This window comes from Nonomuraea sp. NPDC048901 (genome assembly GCF_040649695.1).
GTDB lineage: Bacteria > Actinomycetota > Actinomycetes > Streptosporangiales > Streptosporangiaceae > Nonomuraea.
Genome location: NZ_JBEZFW010000029.1, coordinates 89,082 through 111,396, shown reverse-complemented (window position 1 = coordinate 111,396; position 22,315 = coordinate 89,082). Strand labels below are relative to the sequence as shown.

Annotated in this window: 19 protein-coding genes; 9 read left to right on the top strand and 10 right to left on the bottom strand. The window is 69.5% G+C overall.

All coding sequences use genetic code 11. The annotated features are described in order from the left end of the window. The coding region (locus tag AB0C30_RS54055) for a beta-ketoacyl synthase N-terminal-like domain-containing protein (protein ID WP_357959575.1) at positions 1 to 3,655 on the bottom strand (3,655 nt) is incomplete at its 3' end. A gap of 230 nt (positions 3,656 to 3,885) precedes the next feature. On the opposite strand from AB0C30_RS54055, the gene ccrA reads away from it, so the two are divergent. Beyond that, complete coding sequence (ccrA, locus tag AB0C30_RS54050; protein WP_357959573.1) at positions 3,886 to 5,214, top strand: crotonyl-CoA carboxylase/reductase; 1,329 nt, start codon at positions 3,886 to 3,888, stop codon at positions 5,212 to 5,214. A 22-nt stretch (positions 5,215 to 5,236) separates the two neighbouring features. After that, positions 5,237 to 6,448 carry a cytochrome P450 gene (locus AB0C30_RS54045; protein ID WP_357959570.1) on the top strand — a complete coding sequence of 404 codons (1,212 nt, stop codon included), beginning with the start codon at positions 5,237 to 5,239 and terminating at the stop codon, positions 6,446 to 6,448. Positions 6,449 to 6,456: 8 nt separating this feature from the next. Here the strand turns inward: AB0C30_RS54045 and AB0C30_RS54040 are convergent, their stop codons facing one another. The 5 genes from AB0C30_RS54040 to AB0C30_RS54020 form a co-directional block, all read right to left on the bottom strand. Continuing rightward, positions 6,457 to 8,226 carry an ABC transporter ATP-binding protein gene (locus AB0C30_RS54040; protein ID WP_357959567.1) on the bottom strand — a complete coding sequence of 590 codons (1,770 nt, stop codon included), beginning with the start codon at positions 8,224 to 8,226 and terminating at the stop codon, positions 6,457 to 6,459. Then, the gene (locus AB0C30_RS54035) at positions 8,223 to 9,029 is read right to left on the bottom strand and encodes an ABC transporter permease (protein WP_357959564.1); all 807 of its coding nucleotides are present in this window, start codon (positions 9,027 to 9,029) and stop codon (positions 8,223 to 8,225) included. Before AB0C30_RS54035 ends, AB0C30_RS54040 begins: the two co-directional genes overlap by 4 nt. After that, entirely contained in the window at positions 9,026 to 9,967 is a 942-nt protein-coding gene (locus AB0C30_RS54030; RefSeq protein WP_357959561.1) for an ABC transporter permease, read from the bottom strand. The genes AB0C30_RS54035 and AB0C30_RS54030 overlap by 4 nt, the downstream gene beginning before the upstream one ends. Next, positions 9,964 to 11,487, bottom strand: coding sequence for an ABC transporter substrate-binding protein (locus tag AB0C30_RS54025; RefSeq protein ID WP_357959558.1), 1,524 nt, complete (start codon positions 11,485 to 11,487; stop codon positions 9,964 to 9,966). Before AB0C30_RS54025 ends, AB0C30_RS54030 begins: the two co-directional genes overlap by 4 nt. 236 nt (positions 11,488 to 11,723) lie before the next feature. Then, positions 11,724 to 13,538, bottom strand: a complete 1,815-nt coding sequence (locus AB0C30_RS54020) for an FAD/NAD(P)-binding protein (RefSeq protein ID WP_357959555.1) — start codon at positions 13,536 to 13,538, stop codon at positions 11,724 to 11,726. 299 nt (positions 13,539 to 13,837) lie between these two features. Between AB0C30_RS54020 and AB0C30_RS54015 the strand changes: the two genes are divergently transcribed. The 6 genes from AB0C30_RS54015 (at position 13,838) to AB0C30_RS53990 (ending at position 17,623) form a co-directional block, all read left to right on the top strand. Next, entirely contained in the window at positions 13,838 to 14,008 is a 171-nt protein-coding gene (locus AB0C30_RS54015; RefSeq protein ID WP_357959552.1) for a hypothetical protein, read from the top strand. Positions 14,009 to 14,223: 215 nt separating this feature from the next. Then, entirely contained in the window at positions 14,224 to 14,520 is a 297-nt protein-coding gene (locus AB0C30_RS54010) for a hypothetical protein (protein ID WP_357959549.1), read from the top strand. A gap of 47 nt (positions 14,521 to 14,567) precedes the next feature. Continuing rightward, on the top strand, positions 14,568 to 14,819 hold the full coding sequence (locus AB0C30_RS54005) for a hypothetical protein (protein WP_357959546.1): 252 nt from the start codon (positions 14,568 to 14,570) through the stop codon (positions 14,817 to 14,819). A 46-nt stretch (positions 14,820 to 14,865) separates the two neighbouring features. Further along, positions 14,866 to 16,149, top strand: coding sequence for a hypothetical protein (locus AB0C30_RS54000; protein ID WP_357959543.1), 1,284 nt, complete (start codon positions 14,866 to 14,868; stop codon positions 16,147 to 16,149). 113 nt (positions 16,150 to 16,262) lie between these two features. Beyond that, entirely contained in the window at positions 16,263 to 17,399 is a 1,137-nt protein-coding gene (locus AB0C30_RS53995; protein ID WP_357959540.1) for an ATP-binding protein, read from the top strand. Between the two features lie 14 nt (positions 17,400 to 17,413). Further along, a complete protein-coding gene (locus tag AB0C30_RS53990) occupies positions 17,414 to 17,623 on the top strand; it encodes a hypothetical protein (RefSeq protein ID WP_357959537.1) in 210 nt (69 codons plus the stop codon). A gap of 50 nt (positions 17,624 to 17,673) precedes the next feature. Here AB0C30_RS53990 and AB0C30_RS53985 read toward each other — a convergent pair whose 3' ends face one another. The 4 genes from AB0C30_RS53985 to AB0C30_RS53970 form a co-directional block, all read right to left on the bottom strand. Further along, positions 17,674 to 18,414 carry a sulfite exporter TauE/SafE family protein gene (locus AB0C30_RS53985; RefSeq protein ID WP_357959534.1) on the bottom strand — a complete coding sequence of 247 codons (741 nt, stop codon included), beginning with the start codon at positions 18,412 to 18,414 and terminating at the stop codon, positions 17,674 to 17,676. A gap of 99 nt (positions 18,415 to 18,513) precedes the next feature. Continuing rightward, complete coding sequence (locus AB0C30_RS53980) at positions 18,514 to 20,121, bottom strand: AMP-binding protein (protein WP_357959588.1); 1,608 nt, start codon at positions 20,119 to 20,121, stop codon at positions 18,514 to 18,516. Between the two features lie 119 nt (positions 20,122 to 20,240). After that, positions 20,241 to 20,615: a hypothetical protein gene (locus AB0C30_RS53975; protein ID WP_357959531.1), complete on the bottom strand. Its 375-nt coding sequence runs from the start codon at positions 20,613 to 20,615 to the stop codon at positions 20,241 to 20,243. Between the two features lie 52 nt (positions 20,616 to 20,667). Continuing rightward, complete coding sequence (locus AB0C30_RS53970) at positions 20,668 to 21,084, bottom strand: hypothetical protein (protein WP_357959528.1); 417 nt, start codon at positions 21,082 to 21,084, stop codon at positions 20,668 to 20,670. Between the two features lie 242 nt (positions 21,085 to 21,326). Here AB0C30_RS53970 and AB0C30_RS53965 point away from each other — a divergent pair, with 242 nt between their 5' ends. Next, a complete protein-coding gene (locus tag AB0C30_RS53965) occupies positions 21,327 to 22,307 on the top strand; it encodes a hypothetical protein (protein WP_357959525.1) in 981 nt (326 codons plus the stop codon). Positions 22,308 to 22,315: the final 8 nt, after the last annotated feature.

Below are 22,315 nucleotides of genomic sequence, written 5' to 3'. Positions count from 1 at the left end.
GACCCAACCGCCGCGCATCCGACAACCGCTCCAACAAGACGAAGCCCACTCCCTCGGCCCAGGCGGTCCCGTCGGCCGCCGCCGCGAAGGCTTTGCACCGCCCGTCCGGGGCGAGCCCGCGCTGACGGCTGAACTCGACGAACATCCCCGGCGTGGCCAGGACCGCCACCCCGCCCGCCAGCGCCAGCGTGCACTCTTCGTCCCGCAGCGCACGGGCCGCCAGATGCAACGCCACCAGCGAGGACGAGCACGCCGTGTCCACCGTGATCGCCGGGCCCTCCAGGCCGAAGGTGTAGGCGATCCGGCCCGAGGCGACACTGTTGGTGCCACCGGTCAGCAGATAGCCGTCATGCCCGCTGCCTGCCTCGTGCAGCCGCGGGCCGTACTCCTGCTCGGTCGCGCCCACGAACACACCGGTATGGCTGCCGCGCAACTCCGACGGCACGATCCCGGCCCGTTCGAAGGTCTCCCAGGCCACCTCCAGCAGCAGGCGTTGCTGGGGATCCATCGCTTCGGCCTCGCGCGGGGCAATGCCGAAGAACTCGGCGTCGAACTCGGCCGCGCCGGACAGGAAGCCGCCGTGCCTGGTGTAGGACGTCCCGGGGTGTTCGGGGTCGGGGTGGTGCAGGGCGGCCAGGTCCCAGCCGCGGTCGGCGGGGAACCCGGTGATCGCGTCCGTACCTGAACGGGCCAGTTCGAAGAGTGCCTCAGGGGTGTCGGCGCCGCCGGGCCAGCGACCGGCCATGGCCACGATGGCAATCGGTTCGTCAGAGCGGGATGAGACGGGTTCCGCCGCGGTGTCGCCCGGCGAGGTCAGGAAGCGGACGACGGCCTCGGGGGTGGGGTGATCGAAGGTCAGCGTGGCGGGCAGGGGCGGGCCGAGTACGGTGCTGAGACGTTCGCCGAACTCCATCGCGCCCTGAGAATCCAGGCCGAGTTCCTTGAACGTTCGGTTCTGGCCGATCTCGGCCGGGGTGTCATGCCCGAGCACCGCCGCCGCGCTCTCCCGTACGAGATCGAGGAGTTCCTCGGGCGAACGCGGGGCAGGCGTTGCTTCGGGCTCGGCGGGGGCTGGGTCCGGCGTGATCCAGAACCGTCTGCGTTGGAAGGCGTAGGTCGGCAGCGGCACCCGCCGTCCAGGCACGTTCCAGGTGACGGCGGCGCCGTTGAGGTGGGCGGCGGCGATCGCGGCCCGCGCCGATTCCTCCTCGGGGCGGCCCGCGCGCAGGATCGGGACGGCGACGGCGCTGCCCGGCTCGATGCCCTCGCGTATGAGCGTGGTGAGCGCCCCGCCCGGCCCGAGCTCCAGATATGTTGTCACGCCCGCGCTCGCAAGGTTCCGCACCCCTTCGGCGAAACGCACCGTTTCCCGGATATGCCGGGCCCAGTAGTCGGCTGAGCACAGCGTCTCGGCCCGCGCCGGCCCGCCGGTCGCGTTGGAGATCACGGGGATGCGCGGCGGCCGGAATCCGATCCCGGCCGCGATCTCGCGGAAACGCGCCACAGCCGCGTCCATGTGCGGCGAGTGGAACGCGTGGCTGACACGCAGCCGCCGCGTCCTGCGGCCCAGCTCCGACAGCCGGCCCGCGACCCGCTCCACCGCCTCGGCGTCCCCCGAGAGCACCACCGAGGACGGCCCGTTCACCGCCGCGAGGGACACCCGGTCCGACAGCAGCGGGACGACCTCCTCCTCGGTGGCCCGCACGGCCACCATCGCGCCGCCCCCGGGCGCCTCCTGCATGACCTGGCCTCTGGCTGCCACCAGCAGAGCAGCGTCGGCGAGCGAGAACACTCCCGCCACATGCGCCGCCGCCAGCTCACCGATCGAGTGGCCCACCACAAAATGGGGGATCAGCCCGTATCGCCGTTCCGCCAGCCGGAAAAGCGCGACCTCGATGGCGAACAGCGCGGGCTGGGTGTGGCAGGTCTGGTCGAGCAACGCCGACTCCGCGCTGCCGGGTGCCGCGAACAGCAGGTCGCGAAGCGGGCGGGCGAGGTGGCGGTCCAGTTCGGCGCACACCTCGTCCAGCGCCTCGGCGAACACCGGTTCGGCCGCGTACAGCTCCTGGCCCGCGCCGGCCCGCTGGCTGCCCTGACCGGGGAACAGGAACGCGGTCGGCCCGGGGTTCCTGCGCCCAGCGACGGCACCGGCCCCTCCCCCGGCCTCGGCCAGCGCGTCCAGGCGGCCGAGCAACTCGCCGCGTTCGCGGCCGAGCACCACCGCACCGTGCTCGAAGCGGGTCCGGGTGGTGAGCAAGGAGTGCCCGACGTCGACCGGGTCCAGTTCCGGATGCCTTCGCACGTGCGCCGCGAGCCGTTTCGCCTGCGCGCGCAGAGCTTGATCGGTGGTGGCCGACAGCGCCCATGGGATCAGCCCGGCCGCGTTCGGGGCAAGCGGTGTGCCGGGGCCGGACGCCGGAGGCCCTTCGGAAACGATGAGGTGGCAATTGGTGCCGCCCATGCCGAACGAGCTGACCCCGGCCACCAGTGGCCGGTGCGCGCCGGGCCAGGGCCCCGCCTCCCGCCGCAGGCTCAGGTTCAGCTCGTCGAGCGGGATCCGCGGGTTGGGCGTCTCAAAGTTGAGGCTCGGCGGAATCACCCGGTGCTGAATGCTCAGGACGGCCTTGAGCAGCCCCACGATGCCCGCCGCGCCTTCCAGATGGCCGACGTTCGTCTTGGCCGACCCCACCACCAGCGGGCGCTCGCGATTCCCCCCGTACGCGGCGTGCAGCGCCCGCGCCTCGATCGGATCGCCGAGCGGAGTACCCGTGCCGTGGAGCTCAACGTACTGGATGTCGCGCGGGTCCACGCCTGCCCGTGCGGTCGCGAGCGTCAGCACCTCACGCTGGGCGTCCGCGCTCGGCACGGTCAGCCCGTCGGTCGCGCCGTCGTTGTTGACCGCGCTGCCGAGAATCACTCCGTGCACGGTGCGCCCCGCGGCGAGCGCGTCGGCCAGCGGCATCAACACGACCACGCCGCCGCCTTCGCCGCGGGCGTATCCGTTGGCGCGTGCGTCGAAGGTGTAGCTGCGCCCGTCCGGCGACAACCCGCCGAACTCGGTGGCCGCCGCGGTGCTGTCCGCAGCGAGGTTGAGGTTCACCCCGCCCGCGAGCGCCAGGTCCGCGTCGCCCGCGCGCAGGCTCTCGCAGGCCAGATGCACCGACACCAGCCCGGACGACTGGGCCGTGTCCACTGCGAGGCTGGGGCCCCGCAGGCCCAGCGCGTAGGAGATCCGGTTGGCCAGCAGCCCTCGGTTGAGTCCGGTAAGGGTGTGCCGGGTGAGGGGGCCCGCGCGATGCCTCAGCACCGCATAGTCGTAGGCCATCGCCCCCATGAACACGCCCACCCGCCGGCCTGTCAGCGTCGCAGGGACGATGCCCGCCTCCTCCAGCGACTCCCAGCTCAGCTCCAGCAGCAGCCGCTGCTGCGGGTCCATCTCGGCGGCCTCCCGAGGCGAGATGCCGAAGAATGCCGCGTCGAAACGATCGACCTCGTCCAGGAAGCCGCCCCGAGCCGGGCTGCGGCCCTCTGGCGCCCGCGTGACAGCGTCGCCGCCCTCGGCGAGCAGCCGCCAGAACGCCTCCGGGTCGGACGCGCCGGGCAGCCGGCAGGCGAGCCCGACAATGGCGATGGGCGGAACATCAACACGAGTCATCGTGCGCTGAATTCCTCTCATAGCGGGACGCGCTCCAGACGGGATCGAGTCTTGCTATTCGTTCGACATTCACAACACCCTTATCGCCCCCTAGGCGAGGACGGCTGGTAGGGGAGCCTGCCGACCTGCATTTCGCCGCGTGCCCCTAAACGGTTTGACGCCTAATAGGGGTTGCGATGAAAAACATTTCTCGTAGCGTCCTTTTTCAGGGACTTTTGGCAAGGAGAATAATGATGGACGCGCTCATCGACGCCGCGGTACGCGGTGCGACAACGGAGGAACTCCTCCGCACCCCGGTTCCTGAGAGCTACCTGGCCGCCCACCTTCGCCACGAGGACGTCGGCCTGCTGGCCGGCGAGAAGGACAAGGACGTACGCCGGACCCTGCACGTCGGCCAGGTGCCGATGCCCGAGCTGGCGCCAGACGAGGTGCTGATCGCGGTGATGGCCAGCTCGATCAACTACAACACCGTCTGGCAGTCCACCTTCGAGCCGGTGTCCACCTTCGACATGCTCAAACGGCTGGCGAAGGCGGGCGGCTGGGAGGCCAGGCACGACCAGCCGTACCAGGTCGTGGGGTCGGACGCCGCCGGCGTGATCGTGCGTACCGGGCCGGGCGTGCGCAACTGGAAGGTGGGCGACCACGTCTGCGTCAACCCCACCTACGTCGACGATCAGGACCCGGTCACGCACGCCGACGGCATGCTCGGCATCGACCAGAAGGCCTGGGGTTACGAGACCAACTTCGGTGGGCTGGCGCACTACGCGGTGGCGCGGGCCAGCCAGTTGCTCCCCAAACCCGGGCACCTCACCTGGGAGGAGGCCGCCGTCATCCCGCTGTGCGGGGGCACCTCGTACCGCATGCTGGTGAGCGAGCGAGGCGCCCGCATCAAGCAGGGCGACGTCGTGCTGATCTGGGGGGCCGCGGGCGGGCTCGGCTCGTTCGCCGCTCAGCTCGTGCGCAACGGAGGCGGGATCGCCGTCGGCGTGGTCTCCTCCGAGGAGAAGGGCGAACTCGCCAGACGACTCGGCTGCGACGTCGTCATCAACCGTGAGGAGATCGGCCTCGGCGACGCCACAGAGGACACCAACAAGCGGGCCAAGCGCCTGGGACGTGCCATCCGCGCCACGACCGGCGAGGACCCCAGCGTGGTGTTCGACTACGTCGGCCAGGCGACTTTCGGCATGTCGGTCATCGTGGCGGCCCGCGGCGGCACGGTCGTGACCTGCGGGTCGAGCACCGGCTACGCGCACACCTTCGACAACCGCTATCTGTGGATGAACCTCAAGCGCATCATCGGCAGCCACGGCATGAACCTGCACGAGGCGACCCAGATGATGCGCCTGTACCAGCTCGGCAAGCTCTCCTCGGTGCTCTCGGCCGTCTATCCGCTCGCGGAGGCCGGTGAGGCCGCCCGCCTGGTGCAGCGCAATCAGCACGTCGGCAAGGTCGGTGTGCTCTGCGCGGCGCCCGGCGAGGGCCTGGGCGTCACCGACTCGCGGCTGCGGGCCGAAGTCGGCGAGCAATGGCTGAACCCGCTACGGACCCGGCAGAACTGACAGACGCGGAGATTCTCCAGCAATGACCACCCATCGCGACATCGATGTATTCGACCAGGATCGCTACCTCGACGCCGTTCCCCATGAGGACTTCGCGCTCCTGCGCGCGAACGCACCGGTGTACCGCAACTCTGACCCGCAGCTTTCTGAGGGGCACTGGGCTGTCACCCGGCACGCCGACATCTCCTATGTCGCCCGTCATCCCGAGCTGTTCTCCTCCCATGAGAAGGGCTCGCAGCCGCTGGAGTTCGACGAGGTCGCCATCACCATGCAGCGGATGATGATGGTCAACCAGGACCCGCCCGCGCACAGTCGGATCCGGAGCCTGGTCAACCGTGGATTCACTCCGCGAGTGATCGGGCGCATGCGTGACGGCGTCGCCCGGGAGTGCGAGCGGATCGTGGAGGCGTTCCTGGACTCGGGCGAGAAGGAGTTCGTCGGCCCGGTCGCGGCCGAGCTCCCGCTCGTGGTGATCGCCGAGGTGATGGGGCTTCCACGGGAGGACCGGCACCGGATCTTCGAGTGGTCCAAGGGCATTGCGGGCGAATCCGACCATGGCGCGGGCGGCGCCGAGGGCGCCCGCGCCGCCGCCGTGGACATGATGGCGTACGCCGGAGCGGTCGGCGCGGCCAAGCGCGGCTGTCCTGCCGACGACACCGTGTCCCGGCTGGTCAGTTCCGACGACAGCGGCGCGGCCTTGACCGAGGGCGAGTTCCAGGCGTTCTTCGTGCTGCTCACGGTGGCGGGGAACGAGACCACGCGCTACGCCATCGCGGGCGGGGTGGAGGCCTTCGCCGAGCATCCGGATCAGTGGGAGCGGCTGCGGGCAGACCCAGAGCTGGCGCGGTCGGCCGCCGAGGAGATCGTCCGCTGGGTCACCCCGACCAAGGTGTTCCGCCGTACCGCTATGGCGGACGTCGAGCTGGGCGGGCGGACCGTCAGAGTGGGTGAGAAGATGGTGATGCACCTGACCTCGGCCAACCGGGACGAGGCGGTCTTCGACGCCCCGTTCACCTTCGACATCGGCCGTGACCCCAACCCGCACCTGGGCTTCGGCGGCGGCGGCCCGCACTTCTGCCTGGGCCGCCACCTGGCGCTGCTGGAGATCGAGCTGATGTTCCGCACGCTCGCCGAACGCGTGGCGCGCTTCGAGATCAGCGGCCCGATCCAGCGGTTGCGCTCCTACCAGTTCAACGGGATCACCGACCTGCCGGTGCGGCTGATCCCCTGCTGAATCTCCGGCTACCCCTCCGCGCGCGGGACCGCCGCGAGCAGTTCCCGCGTGTAGGGGTGGGCGGGTACGGCGAAGATGTCCCCGGTCGCGCCGGCCTCCACGACGCGGCCGTCCTTCATGACGATGATCCGGTCGCTGACGTGGCCGATCACGCCGAGGTCATGCGAGATGAACAGCATCGCCACCCCGAGATCGCGGCGCAGGTCCGCGAGCAGGTCAAGGATCTGCGCCTGCACCGACACATCCAGCGCCGACACCGGTTCGTCGCAGACCAGCACGTCTGGTCCAGGCGCGAGGGCACGGGCGATCGCCACCCGCTGACGCTCGCCGCCCGACAGCTCCAGCGGCCGTCGCCGGAGCAGCGATTCGGCGAGCCCGACTTGGCCGAGCAACTCGGCGGCCCGCACGGCGCGCTCGCGGCCCCGGGGCGCTCCGGCCGCCCCGGCCGCCTCACTCAGGATCTTCGCGACCGTGTGCCGAGGATTGAACGAGCCCAGCGGATCCTGGTAGATCGCCTGGATGCGGCCTCGCCGCCGACGCCGGGCGCGTTCCCCGACGCCGCTCCACGGCTCACCGCGCAGCCGCACCTCGCCGGCGTCGGGTTCGAGCAGACCAAGCACGATGCGCGCCGTACTGGTCTTGCCCGAGCCCGACTCGCCGACCACGCCCACCGCCTCCCCGGACCTGAGCTCGAAGGAGACCCCGCTCACGGCGTCCCGCCACCCGCCACCGGGCGATCGGAACCGCCGGGAGATCCCCTCGACCGCGAGCAGCACCTCGCCTGGCTTGGAGCCTTCGGCCGCGGCGCGTCCCGGCGGCTCGACCGGGCCGATCTCGGGGTACCAGCACAGCGCGCCGCCGTCCGCCGTCCGCGGGAGGCTCACGCGGCAGCGTTCGTCGGCATACGGGCAGCGCGCCACGTAGGTGCAGCCGTCCGGCTCCGGGGCGGGACCCTGGGCCGGCGTGCGACTGAGCCGTTCGCCCTTGGAGTGCAGCGCAGGGACGGCGGCCAGCAGTGCGCGGGTGTAGGGATGCCGCGGTTTCGCGGTGATCTGCTCGGCCGGGCCGTGCTCGACGATCCTGCCGCCGTGCATGACCGCGATGCGGTCGGCCAGCCCGGCGACCACGGCCAGGTCGTGGCTGATCAGCAACAGCGCGGTGCCGCCCCGTTTCAGCTCCCGCAGCAGGCTCAGCACCTGCGCTTGGACGGTCGCGTCCAGCGCGGTGGTCGGCTCGTCGGCGAGCAGCAGCTCAGGCCCGGCGGCGATCGCGGAGGCGATCAGCGCCCGCTGCCGCAGCCCGCCCGACAGCTGGTGCGGGTATTGGCGTGCGCGTTCGGCCGGTTCCGGCACGCCCACCTCGGCCAGCAGCGAGCGCACCTTGGCGGGCGTGTCGGCCCATGTGGTCACGCGATGCCGTCGCAGCGGCTCGGCGATCTCCGCGCCGACTCTGCGCAGCGGGTCCAGTGCCACCAGCGCGTCCTGGTGGACCATCGCGATCCGGCTGCCGCGCATCCCCCGCCAGCGGGACTCGTCCAACGCGGTCAGGTCGGTCCCGGCGAGGGAGATCTCGCGGGCGCGGATCGTGGACCGGCCGCCGGTGAGCCCCATGAGTGTCCGCGCGGTCACACTCTTGCCGGACCCCGACTCCCCGACGATCGCCAGGCACTCCCCCCGGTCCAGTTCGAACGACACCTCCCGCACCGCGGTCACCTGCTCCCTGCCATGCTGGAAGGACACGGTCAGGCCGTCCACGGTCAACAGCGGCGATCCCGTCACAGTGGGGTCCTTCCTGCGAAGCGGATTCGGGCGTACCTGCCCACGACATTGACCGCGATGACGACAAGGGTGAGGGCCGCTCCGGGGAAGACGGCGATCCACCAGGCCATGCCGAGAAACTCGCGTCCCTCGGCGAGCATTGATCCCCATTCAGGATCGGGCGGTTTGGTGCCCAGCCCGAGGAAGCTCAGTACCGAGGCGTACAGCAGCGCCGTGCCGAAACCCACGGTGGCCAGTGCCAGCACCGCGCCGACCGAGTTCGGCAGGATGTGCCGAACGATGAGCAGGGGCCGCGGCAGCCCGAGGCCGACCGCCGCCTCGACATAGCCCGCCCGCCGTACGACCAGCGCCTCCGCCCGCACCACTCGCCCGTACGCGGGAATGAGCGCGGCCGCGACCGCGAGGGCCACCGTGCCCGTTCCCGCGCCCATGACGGCGACCACGAGCAGCGCGAGCAGCAACGGCGGCAGTGCCAGGAAGATGTCGGCCAAGCGCATCAGCACCTGGTCGGCTGCCCGCCCGCCGAGCCCGGAGAGCAGGCCGAGCACGGTGCCGCCGAGCACGGCGAGCGTGGTCGCGGCCAGGGCGAGCAGCAGCGCGGACCGGGCGCCGTACAACACCCGCGCGAAGACGTCCCGGCCGAGTTGGTCGGTCCCGAACCAGTGGGCGCCGCTCGGCCCGCGCAGCGCGGCCCCCAGATCCGTGCCGATCGGCGATGCGCTCGCGAACAGCCCCGGCGCGAACGCCACCAATGTGAACAGCACGAGTGCCACGCTCGCCACCATCACCGAAGGCCGGGTCATACGGCGGCCTCCGCGCTGCGCAGCCGCGGGTCGATCACCAGATAAAGCAGGTCCACCACCGTGGACACCACGACGAACACCAGCGCGGACAGCAGGACGACCGCCATCACCACCGGCATGTCGCCACTGGTCACCGCCTGCAGGACGAGCGTGCCCAGTCCCGGCCTGCCGAACACCGTCTCAGCCGGCACCACCCCACCCAGCAGCGTGCCCGTCAGCCAGCCCGTGAGGGTCACCAGCGGCACCGCCGCGTGCCGGAAGGCGTGGCGCAGCCGTACCGCGGTCTGGCTCAACCCGCGCGCGCGGGCGGTGACCACGAACGGCTGCTCCAGCGCCGTCTCCAGCCCTTCGCGCAGCACCTGGGACAGCACGCCCGCCAGTGACAGGGCGAGCGTGAGCGCGGGCAGCACCAGCGAGGAGAGCCCGTCCGACCCGACGACCGGAAACAGCCCCAGATGGAAGGAGAAGAAGGTGAGCAGGAGAATGCCCACCCAGAACGACGGCGTCGAGACCGTCACCAGCTCGGCGGCCGAGGCGAGGGCCCGCAGGCGGGGACGCCGGCCCGCGGTGGCGATGGCGCTGATCGTCGCGATCAGCAGCGCCAGGGCCAGAGCCGCCAGGGCGAGCTGGACGGTCGGCCAGAGCTGCCGGGCGATCAGCGTGATCACCGGCTGCTGCAACTGGTAGGAGACGCCCAGGTCGCCGTGCACCAGGTTGCCGAGGTAACGCGTGTACTGCACCAGCACAGGCTGGTCCAGGCCGTAGTCGCGGCTGATCTGAGCGCGTACGGCAGGCGAGGCCGACGTCATTGGGCCGAGCAGCCGGGACACGCGGTCGCCTGGCAGGAGCTGGAGCGCCACGAACGTCAGGGTCGCGGCGCCCAGCAACACGGTGACTGCGCCCAGCAGGCGCCAGGCGACACCACGCAGCACGCTCATGCGCCGTCCCGCCAGGCGTCGTAGAACATCAGCCAGTTGTTCGGGTCGAGGCTCACCCCGTGCACGCTCGACGCGACCCCGGTAAGCGCGGTGGGCACATAGACAGGGACGGTCGCGCCGACCTTGATCACCTTATGCTGCGTCCTGGCGTACAGCTCCGTCCGGGTGGCCGTGTCGTTGGTGGCGGCTGCGGTCTCGGTCCACTTGTCCACCTCGGGGTCCTTGAGGAAGGAGGCGTTCTGCCCGGCGGGCGGGCCGTTGGCGCTGTTGAAGAAGGAGCGCAGCAGATCGGGTTCGAAGCGCGCCCAGCTGAGGTCGAGAATGCCGAACTGCCCCGCGTTGACCTTGGTGCTGTACGCGCCGACGTCGTAGCTCGGTCGAACGACCTCCACGCCGAGCTTCTTCAGGTCGGCCTGGATGGCCTGGGCCAGTACCTCGCGATTCTCCCTGGCGTCGCCGGAGGGCAGCGCGGGCCACTCCAGGGTGAGCCGCCTGCCGTCCTTGGTGCGGTACCCGGCCGCGTCCCGTCCCGTCCAACCGGCCTGGTCGAGGAGCGCGCCGGCCTTGGCCGGGTCGTACGGCCAGCTTCCTGTCAGGTCGCCGGCATAGGCCGGGGTGCTCGGCGACAGCGGACTCCATGCCCGCTTGTACTGGCCGAAATAGACTGTCCGGACTGCCTGGTCGATGTTGATGCCGCGCTGAACGGCGACGCGGACCCGTTCATCGGTCAGCGGGCCGTTGGTGGTGTTGAGGTAGAGGCTGTAGACCCCGCCGGGGAAGTCCCCCCGCAGGATCTTCACCGCCCCTCCCGCCTCGATCGTGCCGACCCGAGCGGGCGGCACCGCACGAGCCAGGTCGACCTGGCGGCTGGTCAGCGCGCCGACGCGGGTCGAGTTCTCCCGCAGGATGCGGATGACCAGGCGGTCGAGATAGGCGGGCCCCCGGTGCTTGGCCAGTTCTGACGGCCACTGGTAGCGGGGGTTGCGGGTGAATTCGATGCTCTGCCCCTTGACATGGTTGGTCTCGATGAACGGCCCCGAGCCGACAGTGACGGCCCCGCCGCCGCAGAGCTTGTCGGCGTTGGCCTTGAGCGCCGCCGGGGAGTACATGCCCAGGTAGCTGGTGCTGGCCGCCTGCAGGAAGGGGACGAAGGGCCGGGTGAAGGTGACCCGCACCTGGTACCGGCCGAGCACCTCGGTGCCCTGGTAGGGGCCGAGTAGGGTCACCGCGTACTGGGATTTGGTGTTTTTGTCGGTGATGTGGTCGAAGTTGGCCTTCACCGCTTCGGCGTCGAACGGGGTGCCGTCGCTGAAGGTCACGTCCTCGCGCAGGTGGAACGTGTAACTTTTCAGATCCTTCGCGCTGCTCCAGGACGTGGCCAGCCAGGGATGGAATCTGCCGGAGGCGTCCTCCGCCACCAGGGAGTCCAGCACGTTGCGCTGGATTTCAGCGGTCAGGTCCTGGGTGCTGACGTGCGGGTCGAGGCACAATGGTGCTGAATCGACGGCGTAAGTGAGCATTCCGCCGCTTTTCGGAACGCTCGATCCACCCGCGGAGCCGCCGCCGGACCCGCAGGCGGCCAGCAACAGCAAGGCGGCGGAAAGTCCGATGCCAAGGCTCGTTTCGTTTCGTGAAGAGCGCATGAATGATTGCTCCGGCGACTCACTGAGAAGGGGATTCCGGAATATTCTGGACCTGCCAGGGAAATGGTGGCGACCCCAGAAGTCCTGCTCCGATAAGGGTCGCGGGGACGGAATTAGGGGGTGCCGGCCTCGATTTCGGTAAGCAGCCTCCGGGCGAGGGCGTCGGCGTTCCTGAAGGCGATGCTGTTGGCGTGCGGCCGGGTGAACCCCACCGGCGTGAAACCACCGCCCACTCCGTGTCCCAGCGCGAACCGGCGAGAGTGCACGCCGTCCCGGGTAACCAGCCGGTGCGCGTCCACGGCCACCCTGCCCAGGCGGTACACCGTCCCGTCTGCGGTCAGGCTCTCCTCGGTCACGTCCCCGCGGGCGTGCAGGGCGCGCAGGAGAGGATCGCGGGTGCGGCGCAGAGAGGTCTCTGGCAGCCGGGACTCTACCAGCGCCCGTGTCTCGATCACCACGCCGGGCACGCTGGCGCTGGTGGCACGGAAGACGCCGTCGGCGGCGGTGACCGTGCCCGTCGCGCCCAGGAAACGGATGACCCCGGCCCGGGCCAGCCCGGCGAGTTCGAGCAGACGGCGAGGCGGTGGCCCGCTGGCGTAGAAGCTGAAAACGCTCTGCGCCCAGTCGCCCAGTTCGACCGCGCGGGCACGGGCCGAGAGCCGGCCTGTGGCCAGCGCGAAGCCGAGAGCGCCGAAAACGCTCAGCATCCCGTGGCAGAGGCCGAGGTCGGCGCTATGCTCGGGATCGGCGTGGCGGCGCACGTCGCCGATGATGTACCTCTGCGTCCACGCCCCGAGCTCATCCAGGCTGCCGAAGGAGCGCCCGGCCAGGGGGTCGAGCATCCGGTCCAGGTCGAACCGGTCTTCCTGCTTGATCACCGCGGCCTCGATCAGTGGCCTGGCCGCGCCGTCCGCGTCGTAGTGGCGCTGAAAGTCGGACCAGGACATGGTCACCCGGTCGGGATGACCGTTGAACAGCTCATGGTAGTAGTGCCAGCCGAGCTCCTTGATGATCAGCGGACCGAGGTCGTCCCGCAGGGACAGCGGCCCGCGCTCATCGTGCAGCGCGGTCAGGGCTTCCGGCGTGAGGTAACGCGCCCCGGCAGACTGTCCTCCCCGAAGTTTGACGGTGATCTTGGAGTGGTTGGGCACACCGCGCCGCGAAGTCACGTACATGATCGGCTCGTGACCGGTGGGCCGGTAGTCGTAGCCCGGCCCGAATCGGCCCCCGCGCCCCTCCGTCAGCAGCACCATATCGTCGATGAAACCCAGTCCCATGCCGCGCATGACGACCGGCTCGCCCGGGGCGAGAATGCTCAGATCGGTGTCGGCCGCGTAGTGCGGCGGCAGGTAGGTGAGGCCGTGAGTGGCGGCGTAAGCGGCGAGTTCCTGGTGCTCTTGGCCGGATTCGGCGTCCAGATGGCCCTGGGTCAACACGACGGCGTCGGCCTCGATCGGCCCCGCGCGGCCTGCCACCCACACGTGCTGACGGCCCGCCCGCTCGGTGAGATCGACGACCTGGCCGCGGTGCGCCCGTACGGTCACTCCGAGCGGAGCCGACTCGACGATGTGCGTGAAACACCAGGACAGGTAGTCGTTCAACTGCCTTCGGGTGGCGAAGGACCCGGGCCGGAGTTCGGATGACCATTCCCGCAGCGACGGCCCGTGCCTGATGGGTCCCGCCATCCGCACGCTGTCATCGGTGAACATGGTCACGTCGTCCGCCGTCGAGTTCATCCACAGCAGTTCGGGCTGATCCCGCCGCCACACCCGTCCGCCGCCTGGCGGGTGCGGGTCTATCAGGTGGACTTCGAGCAGTCGTGGACCGAGGACCCCGCAGTTGGCGACCAGCCGCTCCAGCATGATCGTCCCAGCTGGCCCTGCTCCCACGATGGCGATGACCAGCGCTCCACCCACGCCCTCCTTCATGATCCTCCTCGGTCGCGCCTTCAAGGCAACGTGACTCTAAAAATGACCACGAACCCGGCCAACCCTTAACACCCCCTAATGCAGGGCTCGGAGCCATTGACTGTGAACCCTTTTGTAGGAGGGTCGCGGTGTCATGGGGTGGTGGCGTGCCAGATCTGCGGCGCGCGGCCGTTGCAGGCCCATTGAGGTGATCTCAGGGAAATAATTCTGATGATGAACGATATTCGGGGCACCGGTGGTGGCGTTTCGGGCCTTTCTGGAGAAGCCGTCGAAGGCCGGAGACAGACGAACGCCGACGGGTGGGCACGCCCAAGGGCAGCCGTGCGCTGACCCCGTTCTGGCAGGCGGTGCTGATCCTGCGCTGGTTCCGGGGCGAGCACGACAGCCCCAAGCTCGGCCGGGATCACGTTGATCTCGATCGACCGCTGCACCGAGCAGACCCTACAGCGGCCCCGACAGTGGGCGGCTGATGCAACGCGAGGCGATGGAACTGAAGGTGTGGCGACCCGGCGCGGACGACCCGAAGCGTCACCCTGTCAGCAGCCTGTTGCAAGCGTCTGTAGCAGACGATCGAAGGCTGGGATATCCGCATATCCGACCGGACGAACGAAGGGAATCTCCGTCACGCCATTGTTCCGCCTTCTCGGAAATCGACGCAAACTGGAATGGTAGCGGAGGACAGCGAATGCGCACGAGAAAGCCTGTGGCTCTGGCCGCCGCAGCCCTCCTCACCGCCGCCTTCGTCGGCATCGCCACCCCCGCTCACGCCGCGCCCACCGACTGCTCCACCGGCCGGGACGGCAAGACCGTCTGGGTTTACTGCAGCGGCGGGTACGGCCAATACCGCGTGAGCATCTACGTCATCAACCCCCCGACCGGCTCCTGGCCCGAGTACGGCCCCTGCGTATACCCCGGGCAGCGCTCGGAGTACACCCCCTACCACAACTACTCCTTCCTCGGGCCGGCGGTCGCCTACTGCTGACAGGGTCAGAGCCGCCCAGTGTGGCGTTCGATGGCCGGCACCCATCGATGAGAACAAGTCAAGACCACTCGTACGCCCTGCTCGCGAACGCGCTGCGGTGCCACAACCTCTACCGGACGACCTGGCTGACCGCCAAGGCCACACTGTTCCGGCTCACCCAGGCCGAGACGATCGAGCTGTCGGAGACGAGCCTGCGTGATCGCCGGGTCGCCCGATGGTTCGTGGTTCCGTACGTCGCGGGGATCGCGGGCATGGTCTGGATATTCGCCACGGACGTGTCCGCCGCCGGCTCTGCGTGAGCGCCGTCTGCGCCGGGCCGGCGAACTCCTCTGAGGTGCGGCCCAGTTGCAGGTGTCGCGCGCTCCGCTTCCACACGAGATCCGGGATGGCCTTCACGCAGACGCCCGAACCACGGCGATGGCAGACTGTGATCGTGCGACCACCCCGAGCGAAATTCTTCAACACCACCGGCCCGTGCGATCCACGACGCCACTACATGCTGCCCCCGTGCCGAGGCTCCCAGAAGCGCGGGCGCTCATCGAGATGGACCGCTACTTCGTGCTGCACGCGCCTCGGCAGACCGGGAAGACGACCATGCTGCGCACCTTGGCTTCCGACCTGACCGCCGAGGGCGACATCGCCGCACTGTCGCTCTCCTGCGAGCGCGCCAAAATCTTCAGCGACGACATCGGCGCCACGGAGACGATTCTGCTGGACTCGCTCCGCAGGGCCGCCGACTTGTCGGGATGGCCCAAGGAACTGCTGCCGCTGGATCCCTGGCCTCAGGTTGCGCCGGGCGGTCGGTTCAGTGCGGCGCTGAGCGAATGGTGCCGCCGCAGCCCGCGCCGCATGGTCCTGATTCTCGACGAGATCGATGCCCTCCAGGGCTCCAGCATGGTCAGCATCCTCAGCCAGCTCCGCGACGGCCACCACGCCTGGAATGAGGGCCGTCCCTTCCCTTCGTCTGTGGTGCTGTGCGGGCTGCGCAACGTGCCCGACTACAAGGTCACCCCCGGAGGCAACCGCGATTGGTCGAATCCGGCCGGCCCGTTCGCCATCATCACCGAGTCACTGCGTATGGGCGACTTCACCAACGACCAGATCGCTGAGCTGTACGACCAGCACACTCAGGCAACCGGTCAGGAGTTCACAAAGGAGGCGGTGGGCCGGGTCTTCGAGCTGACCCAGGGACAACCCTGGCTGGTCAATGCCCTCGCTTACGAGATCACTTTCGAGATGGGGGTGAGCGGCACCATCACCACCGCACAGGTCGATGAGGCCAAGGAGCGGCTGATCCAGGAGCGCCCCGTCCACCTGGATGCCCTCCGGGCACGACTCTACGAGCCCCGGGTGGAACGGGTGATCCGGTCGATCATGGAGGGAACACCGCCGGGCACGGACACTTCCTCCGACGACGACGTCTCCTACGTTCGCAATCTGGGTCTCATCCGGGAAACCGGAGCGCCAGAGATCGCCAACCCGATCTACCGCGAGTTCCTGCTGCGGCACTGGTTCCTGTTCTCCGACCTGCAGAACCGGGAACAGCATGGACCTTTCACCGACGAGGAGCTGGCCGAAGCCTGCCTGAGGATCTTCGGGTCCCCAGCTCGAGATGGTGGCAGAATGTGACCATGCCACCACCCCGAGCAAGATATTTCAATACCACCGGCCCCTGCGATCCACAGCTCCACTACATACTGCCCCCCACACCACGGCTTCCCGAAGCGCGGACACTCATCGAAATGGACCGCTACATCGTCCTGCACGCCCCCCGGCAGACTGGGAAAACCACCGTCCTGGACGCTCTGGCCTCCGGCCTGACCGCCGAGGGCGACACCGCCGCCCTGATGATCTCCTGCGAGCGCGCCAAGTCGGCCGGCGACGATGTCGGCTGGGCGGAGTCGCTTCTGCTGGACTCCCTCCGCGAGGCCGCCGATCTGTCGGGCTGGCCGAAGAAGCTGCTACCGCCGGATTCCTGGCCGCAGGTCACGCCGGGTAGCCGGTTCGGTGCGGCGCTGCGGGAGTGGTGCCGACGCTGCCCGCGCCGGGTGGTGCTGTTCCTCGACGAGATCGATGCCCTGCAGGGCAACAGCCTTGTCAGTGTCCTCGGCCAGCTCCGCGACGGGCACAACAAGCGATCGAAGGGCTATCCGTTCCCCGCGTCGGTGGTGCTGTGCGGGTTGCGCGACCTGCGTGACTACAAGGTGGCCTCCGGCGGCGAACCCGGCCGGTCCAACCCGGCCAGCCCGTTCAACATCATCGCCGACTCGCTGCGCCTGGGCGACTTCACCGCCGACCAGATCGCCGAACTCTACGACCAGCACACGCAGGCGAGTGGCCAGGGGTTCACCAAGGACGCGGTGGACCGGGTCTTCGAGCTCACCCGGGGACAACCCTGGCTGGTCAACGCCCTCGCCCACGAGATCACCTTCAAGATGGGGGTGACCGGGACAATCAGTGACGGGCAGGTGGAGGACGCCAAGGAGCGGCTGATCCGGGCCCGCGCCACCCACCTGGACTCCCTGGCGGCCCGGCTGCACGAGCCCCGGGTCAAGCGGGTGATGGAACCGATCGTGAGCGGAGACTTCCCCCGTGCCGAGCTCACCTTCTCCGACGACCTGTCCTACGTCCGCGATCTGGGCCTGATCAAGCAGAAGCCTCCGATGGAGGTGGCCAACCCGATCTACCGGGAAGTCATCCTGCGCGTGCTCGGCGATGTGTCGGAACAGTACGTGCGCGCCGACCCGCACAGCTTCGTGCTCCCCGACGGCCGGTTCGACCTAACGGCGGCTACCTCGACCGCGAATACGCCGCCGGAACCAAACGGCTCGACGTCTTCGTTCGCTGGCCGTACAGGGGCCCCGACGGCGAAGGGCTGATGCAACGCGAGGCCATGGAACTGAAGGTGTGGCGACCCGGCGCAGACGACCCCAAATCCGAGGGTCTGGCCCAGCTCGACCGCTACCTCGACCGACTCACCCTCACCACCGGCGTCCTGGTCATCTTCGACCGGCGCCCCGAGGCCCCACCCTGGAAAGAACGAGGCGGATTCGAGCAGGCGACCACACCGTCCGGCCGCCAGGTCACCCTTCTGCGTGTCTAACACTGCCTTGCTTTCTGCTGGGCCGGCAGCATGCCGCGTACTCGCGATCGTCAGCCCACGTACGAGTCGTAGCCGAGTTTGATCGCGACCGCCACCCCGCACGCCGCGGCCACATACCGCAGGCTCTGGCCGGGCATCCGGCGGACGATCTTCGGTCCGAGCCACCCGCCCAGCAGGAACCCGGCCGCCAGCGGCACCGCCGCCCCCCAGTCCACCGGTCCGAACAGCGCGAACCCCAGCCCGGCCACCGCGTTCGCCAGCCCGGACAGCATGTTCTTCGCGGCGTTCAGCCGGGCCGGTGACTGGTCGAGAAAGCCCGCCAGCACCGCGAACATCAGGATCCCGCCCGCCGCCCCGAAGTACCCCACGTAGATCGACACGACGAACAGCGCCACCCGCAGCAACACCCCGTGCTCACCGCCCGGCTTGACGGTCGGCCGCCGGACCAGCAGCAACGAGGCGCCCGCGATCAACCACGGAGCGATCAGCTCGAACGCCCGCGCCGGGGTCACCAGCAGCAGCAACGCGCCCGTCGCCCCGCCGAGCGCGGTCACCCAGCCCAGCCGCAGCACCCGGGCGCCCTGCCCCACCAGCTCCGGCCGCGACCCGACCGCCGCGCCCACACTGGTGAACATCAGCGCGACGGTGTTCGTGACGTTCGCGGTCAGCGGTGGCAGGCCGAACGCCAGCAGCGCCGGGTAGGAGACGATCGACGCCAGGCTCACCACCGTACTGACCACGCCGGCGGCTACACCTACCCCGAGCAGGCCGAGCACATCACCGACGATCACCCGACCATGCTAGGCCGTGCCCGTTTTATCCAAACAAGCCGGGTATGCGCCGCCCGATGCCAGGCGTGCGCCGCGCCCCTGTAGTCAGGGCATCTGTGGTCAGGGCACCGTTTCGCCGTCGCCCAGCCCGAGCAGGTCGACCGACCGCCTGCGCATCTCCACCTTGCGGATCTTCCCGGTGACGGTCATCGGGAAGGCGTCCGCGACGTGGACGTACCGCGGGATCTTGAAGTGCGACAGCCGCCCCGCGCAGAACTCCCTGACCGCCCCGGCCGTCAGCGGCTCGGCGCCCTCCCGCATGATGACCCAGGCCATCAGCTCCTCGCCGTACTTCTCGTCGGGCACCCCGATCACCTGCACGTCCGCGACGTCCGGATGCCGGTACAGGAACTCCTCGACCTCTCGCGGGTAGACGTTCTCCCCGCCGCGGATGACCATGTCCTTGATCCGCCCGACCACGTTGACGTAGCCGTCGTCGTCCATGGTGGCCAGGTCACCGGTGTGCATCCAGCGGGCGGCGTCGATAGCCTCGGCGGTCTTGTCCGGCTCGTCCCAGTATCCGAGCATGACCGAATACCCGCGCGTACACAGCTCACCCGGCTCGCCGCGCGCCACGGTCAGCCCGGTCTCCGGGTGCACGATCTTCACCTCGACGTGCGGCAGCACCCGGCCGACGGTCTCGGTCCTGCGGGCCAGGTCGTCGTCGGACCTGGTCATCGTGGACACCGGGGACGTCTCGGTCATGCCGTAGCAGATGGCGACCTCGCGCATGTTCATCTCGCTGACGACGCGCTTCATCACCTCGACCGGGCAGGGCGACCCGGCCATGATGCCGGTCCGGAGCGTGCTCAGGTCGTACCCCTTCGCCACCCCCAGCTCGGCGATGAACATGGTCGGCACGCCGTACAGCGACGTGCATCTCTCGTCCTGTACGGCCCGCAGCGTCGCCTCGGGCTCGAAGCTGGGCGCGGGGATCACCACGCAGGCCCCGTGCGAGGTGGCGCCGAGGTTGCCCATGACCATGCCGAAGCAGTGGTAGAACGGCACCGGCAGGCAGACCCGGTCGGCCTCGGTGTAGTGGATCAGCTCACCGACGAAGTAGCCGTTGTTGAGGATGTTGTGGTGCGACAGAGTCGCGCCCTTGGGGAAGCCGGTGGTGCCGGAGGTGTACTGGATGTTGATCGGGTCGTCGCACGACAACTCCGACATGCGAGCCCGCAGCCGGTCCTCCGCGACGGTCTCGGCCAGGAGCGCGTCCCAGCCCGGATCGTCCAGGTAGATGGCGTTCGCGAAGCCGATCTCCTCGACCATCGCGCGATAGTCGCTGGTCTTGTGCGTCTGGGCGCTGATCAGCAGCCGCATGCCCGACTGCTTGACGACGTACTCCAGCTCGTGGCTCCGGTAGGCCGGGTTGACGTTGACCAGGATCGCGCCGATCTTCGCCGTGGCGTACTGCACGAGCACCCACTCCGCGCGGTTGGGCGCCCAGATGCCCACCCGGTCGCCCTTCGCGATGCCCTTGGCCAGCAGGGCGAGCGCGAGGCGGTTCACGTCGGCGTCGAGCTCGGTGTAGGTCCATCGGCGTCCGGTGGGGACATCGACCAGGGCCTCTCGGTCGCCGAAGGCCGCGACGGTCCGTTCGAGGTTCTCGCCGATCGTCTCGCCCAGGAGGGGGGTCGGCGCGGTGGCGCTGGAGTACGACTGCATGTCCACAGTGTCGGTCTCCTCCCGTCGTACGCACCAGACCCACCCGCGCACCACCACGGCGGCGGTTACGTCGCCGTCGCCGTGGTGGTGCGGGGTCTACCGATTCAGGTGGATCGGGTTCAGCACCTGCGCAGGCCGTACTTGCCGGGGTCGGCGTCGAAGGCGCTCGGTGTGTGCACCACGGAGGCCGGTACGTACCCGAAGTTGCCGAACCTGTCGCCGACGGTTCCGTACCAGGTGGTGTTGCCCCCTGGATGGAGCTCTCCCTGTGTCCAGCAGGTGAACCAGCTCTGCGTGGTGTCGAGGAAGTCCACGGCGTCGACGGGCCGGGGCTCGTGGAACACGGGGAGTCCGCCCTCGTCGTTGGTGCAGTGCAACCTGCCGTCGTGCGGGTCGACCCCGCAGGCCTCGGCGGAGGCGGCGGGCGAGGCCAGCCCGAACAGCGCGAATGCCGTGGTGGCGATGGTCGTGGCGATGACCTGACGCTTGTTCATCTTTGTGTCTCCTTCGGTGTTGTTCTCTTGGCGGGTCCGGACCTCGGCGGAGTCACGGTCCGATGAGGTCGTAGTCGGCCAAGGTGCACTCGCGCAGGCCCGGCGCGGGGTCATGGTCGGTGGCCACATGCACGGCGGGCAGGAAGCCCCAGCCGCGGTAGGGCGGCACCGCCTTGTCGCCCGCGGCGAGGTACCAGATGCTGTTGCCGCCGGCATGCGGGCCGCCCTCGACCCAGCACTGGAACCAGCTGAAACTGCTCGTCAGTACGCCGGTCTCCGCGGTCTGGTAGGAGGCGTCGTACGACAGGGTGACGTTCGGGGTGTTTCCGCAGTAGAGCTTGCCGTCGCTCCGGACCCCGCACTCCGCGGCCGCGGCCGCCGCCGGGGCCGGGATGGCGGCGCCCCCCGGGAGGGCACCGAACAGGGCCGCGGTCAGGAGGGCGTTGGCCGTGACATTGCGGATCATCATGGTGGTGGTCTGCCTTTCTGCTCCGTCAGGTGCGGCGGGTTCGCCGCGTCGAGAGCCAGCGAAGCCGCCCAGCCCAGGTGTCCAACAGGAGCTCGGACGGACTCGGACGGAATCGGGCCATCCGATGGCCAGGCCCGGACGGCAGGTCGCCACTGCCGCCATCCCTCGGACACACTCAGTAAGCGCTCGTACACTTTGCGGTACGGAGGAGCCGAAGGCCGGGAGGGCGGGGGTTCGAGGCGATGAGCGAGGGTGGCGAGGAGTCCCAGGTCGTCAGGCAGGTGTCCCGATCCGGGGTGGAGTCGGTGACCTGCCACGAGGATCTGGTGAGGTTGCTGGCCGAGCAGTTCGCGCGGGCCGATACGTCACTGCGGGAGCTGCAGCTGCGGGCGGACAAGGCGGGTGGGACCCGGCTGCCACGGGCGACATGTGCGGACATGCTGGCCGGCCGGCGCTTCCCCAAGAAGGCGTTGATGGTGGCCTTCCTGCGGGCGTGCCGGGTGCCCGAGCAGCAGCTCCCGGCGTGGGAAAGGGCATGGGAGCGGGTACGAGTCGCCCGGCTGCCCGCCGGGCCGGACGAGGCAGGGCCGGCCCCTGTCCCCCGCCGAAGCTGGCGCCAAGCCGCCGTGTCGGCCGTGTTGGCCGCGCTGGCGACCGCAGGCGCCCTGAGCGTCATCTTCGATCAGCGGGGTGCGTCACAAAGCGTCGTGTCCGACGGTTTCGGCGGCCCTGTGGCTACCGGCCGCATCGTCAGCGATGACGGCCGTGCGTTCAGCGCCGGCGGGTCGAGCCGGTTCACCGCGACCGTCGATCCCGCCAACAGCGGAGTGCGGCTGATCCGCCGCCTGGACGCGGGCGTCGCCCGGCAGTACGCCACCATCACCGTCAACGGGAATCCGGCCGGGTCGTGGCGGCAGCTGCCCGGCGACAGCACCTACAAATGGCGGGAGCAGATCGTCGAAATCCCGCGAACCCTGACCGCGGGTCGCCGCTCTCTCACCATCGTCAACACGTTCGTGTCCTCATCCCTGGGCTACAACGAGTTCCTCTACGTCATCGAGCAGAAGATCAACGGGGCCTGGGCAACTGCCGACACGGTCGACATCGGCCCTGACCACACCGCCAGTGAAGCCGCGCACGGCTATCACATTGTCGCCGAGGGCTGGGCTGGTACCCAGACATTCACCTATCCACCGCGCGAGGAGGATCGGCGAGTCGAGTGAAGTTCGGG